Here is a 3183-nt window from a genome sequence, read left to right on the forward strand (position 1 = left end):
TTGAAGAATTGTACTACCAAAAAATAGGTTCAAAAAGTAAATATTTGTCTTTTAATAATTCGCAAAAAGTGTAAACTAAAAATGAACCACGTCAAGTTATATGGAGATAAAGAATAGTAATTATCCGCCAACGGATCCACCCCATCAAACCGCCCTATACTCGCATTGTAAGTCCTTGCACCAAAGCTAATTCTCCGCAAATTAAACCTACTTTCCTTTTCTTTATTTTGATATTCAAATTTGTACGGGAAAGCATTCCCTAACCTAGGGGCAAAAGAGGTTTCTTAGGTCTTGGTCAACGCAGAACCATATGCTACATATTATTCTACTTGGGTGTTTCTGAAATGGGTAGTATAATAAACAAAACCATCCAATGAATAATCTATTGGATGGTCTCGGGAAGAGCCAGCAAAATTAAAAAATCAAATTAATCAAAATTTTTTACAAGATGTCATTTAGCTTCTTGTAATATCAGAAAGTTGTTTGAAGAAACCTTTAAATGGATAGTCCGGGCGAATCAATACCCATATCTGATTATGTCTATCGAGATACCATTTTTCCTCATTCCCATCATTAGAATACATTACTGGTATAGGGCCTTTTTCAATCTCGGTTATTACATATTCTTTTTCTAACGATTCCAGATACGCACAGAATTTATCAAATTCTTGAAAATGGGAAAACTCCTTCATTGGGAATAACTCTATTTCATTTTCCATAACGGATTAACATTAAAATTAAAATAAATTTGTGTTCCCCCACCTACTAACTCTCCTTTAGCAGATTTCTGAGCTGCAGCTACTCCTTCATAGTAAACAGTTCCTTTGGGTACTTTAATATGCGTCAGATTTTGAAACGTATTACCCCATTCAGGTAATACAGCAAGATCTATTTGTGATGCCAAAGGCCCATTAGGCGCCGGACTCCAAAATCGACCAAACTCCCCAGATTTACCGCCCCAATAACGATAGACTATCATATCTGTTTCTGCGATCTTCTCCGTGTAAGTTCCAGATCTAAATGAATTTGTTACTTCCGTAACTAGAGGGCCTGGATTAAGTGGGCCGAATTTTTTACCTAAAGATAATAGATTTTCTGCGTTATTTAATGGAGTTATTAGATTTTTACTATATTTTGAAAAACTTAATAACCTTGATGCACTTTTTCCAAACTTTATTAAACCATACCCTCCTTCAACAAAGCTCGCCATATCAACTCCTAACTGCGCAGCTTTCTCGTATTCGGTAAAATTATTAAACTTCCCCTGTGATATAGTCGCATTTTGTTGAGAGGGTGATTGTAAGGTACCATTAGGATAGCCACCTTTAATGGGTTCTTGATTATTACAACAATTTTGGTAAGCTCCACTAAAACCAACTGAACCACTACTATTCCTTGCACTCAAAGTACTATAGCCATCAGAATAAGTAAAATCTTCTGATGCCCTACCATCAGGGTCAACAAATACTAATGGGTTATTTTTAGCATAAACAAAAGCTGAAAATCTTCTAGCAATACTTGTCAATGGATCCACCCCATCAAACCGCCCTATACTCGGATTATAAGTTCTAGCACCAAAGCTAATTCTTCGTAAACTAAACGTACTTTCCTTTTCTTTATTTTGATATTCAAATTGGTTCGGGGCAGGGGTGGTTTAATTATCATTTCATTTAACTTCTTAATAAAAAGGCCATCCAATAAATAATCTATTGGATGGCCTTGAACAAAGTACACTTACTTAAATACTTACTTAAATTTGTTAAGCTATTTTACAACAAGACACTCAGATAATGCTTCATTTTATTCCAAACTTTCTCTTGGGATTTTTCAATTTTGTAAAGCGAAAGAATATTATATTGCTTCCTGTTGATTTATTAAGGGTGTAAGTCCAATTAATCTTCCTTTTTACTTTTTTCTTAATTGTTTTTAAGTGCAACTTAGTTTCCTCTAAAAAGGGTCTTTTGTCAATATCAACTGTCCAGTGTAAATATTCAGGATTCACTGATAAAAAGATTGAATCTAGTAATAGTTCTTGACTCCCAATGTTAAAAAGCAAGGTTCGTTGTTTTTTTAAAAGTGAATCAGGCAAATAGAAACCTTTTTCATTTGACTCAAGAAATAATGTATCTCCATGATGCAAAATGCCAACGCTGAAATTATTCGATAACGATATAACTTGACCTTTGTATTTTACTTCTGTTAAAATCAGTTGTCGTTGTGCTTGAACCCTTAATGAAATTATTATTAAGAGAAAAAGAAAATTGATTGTTCTCATTTTTTTATTCCTATTGATAAGAATTTGTTTAATGGAAACGTAGCTATATTTCCGCCCCCATTGATTATCGTTACAGTTCCACTTCTTGCTCCTAATACAAATGAATTACCTGGATACGCCTTAGCTTCATTATAATCTATTTTAGGGGTTGGAGATTGTTCAAATTTAGCACTTTTTCCACCAATCACACCTAAACCTGGTTTTCTTTCACCGGATGGGTGAACATGAAAAGAGCCTTGTGCTGCTATTGGACTAGGTACAGCAGCGTCACCAGGTTTTACAGTTGCCATACCAACTTCTAAAGGGTCCGCTTTAGCCCCTGGCTTTGCATGAACAACTTTATCTTCTCCATTTGCTCCAGTTCCATATACTCCGCCTTCTTCATGGAATCCTCCTTCATCATCATCTCCTTTAAATTCATCAGTTCTCTTATTATTTGCAGAGTTAGATCTAGTTACTGCTTTACCCATTTCAATTCTTACAAATGCGCTGGGTAATTCAACTGCAGAATTAACCGCACCTGCATCTTTAACAATACCATCCGATTGTTTAATGTCTTTAACTGTTTGCTTGTCAGTTACAACATAAGCTTTTTCATCAGGTTTATTATCTGTACCTATTTTATTCCCTTTCTGGTCATATAAGTCTCCAAATCTACCATCAGGATCAATAAACCTCAAAGGATTATTAAAAGCATAATTATAAGTGCTGTACCTTCTCATCTTATCCGCCAGCGGATCCACCCCATCAAATCTCCCTATACTCGCATTGTAAGTCCTTGCACCAAAGCTAATTCTTCGCAAATTAAACGTACTTTCCTTTTCTTTATTTTGATATTCAAATTTGTTTAGAGTAGGTGTGGTTTAATCATTATTTCATTTAACTGCTTAAAAAAAAGGCCACCCAAT

At 34.8% G+C, this 3183-nt stretch carries 2 protein-coding genes and 2 pseudogenes; all 4 read right to left on the minus strand.

The genetic code is table 11. The features are described from left to right. Window positions 1-455: 455 nt before the first annotated feature. Window positions 456-692, minus strand: a complete 237-nt coding sequence (locus tag C0V77_RS22785; protein ID WP_143706173.1) for a hypothetical protein — start codon at window positions 690-692, stop codon at window positions 456-458. A gap of 11 nt (window positions 693-703) precedes the next feature. Next, window positions 704-1633, minus strand: a pseudogene (locus C0V77_RS22790) (RHS repeat domain-containing protein); the annotation flags it as partial. Window positions 1634-1795: 162 nt separating this feature from the next. Continuing rightward, window positions 1796-2275, minus strand: a complete 480-nt coding sequence (locus C0V77_RS22795; protein WP_101728699.1) for a hypothetical protein — start codon at window positions 2273-2275, stop codon at window positions 1796-1798. Then, window positions 2272-3114, minus strand: a pseudogene (locus C0V77_RS22800) (RHS repeat-associated core domain-containing protein); the annotation flags it as partial. The pseudogene C0V77_RS22800 and the gene C0V77_RS22795, both read right to left, overlap by 4 nt. Window positions 3115-3183: the final 69 nt, after the last annotated feature.

It is taken from the genome of Emticicia sp. TH156, from assembly GCF_002855535.1.
In the GTDB taxonomy this organism is placed as follows: Bacteria; Bacteroidota; Bacteroidia; order Cytophagales; family Spirosomataceae; genus Emticicia; species Emticicia fluvialis.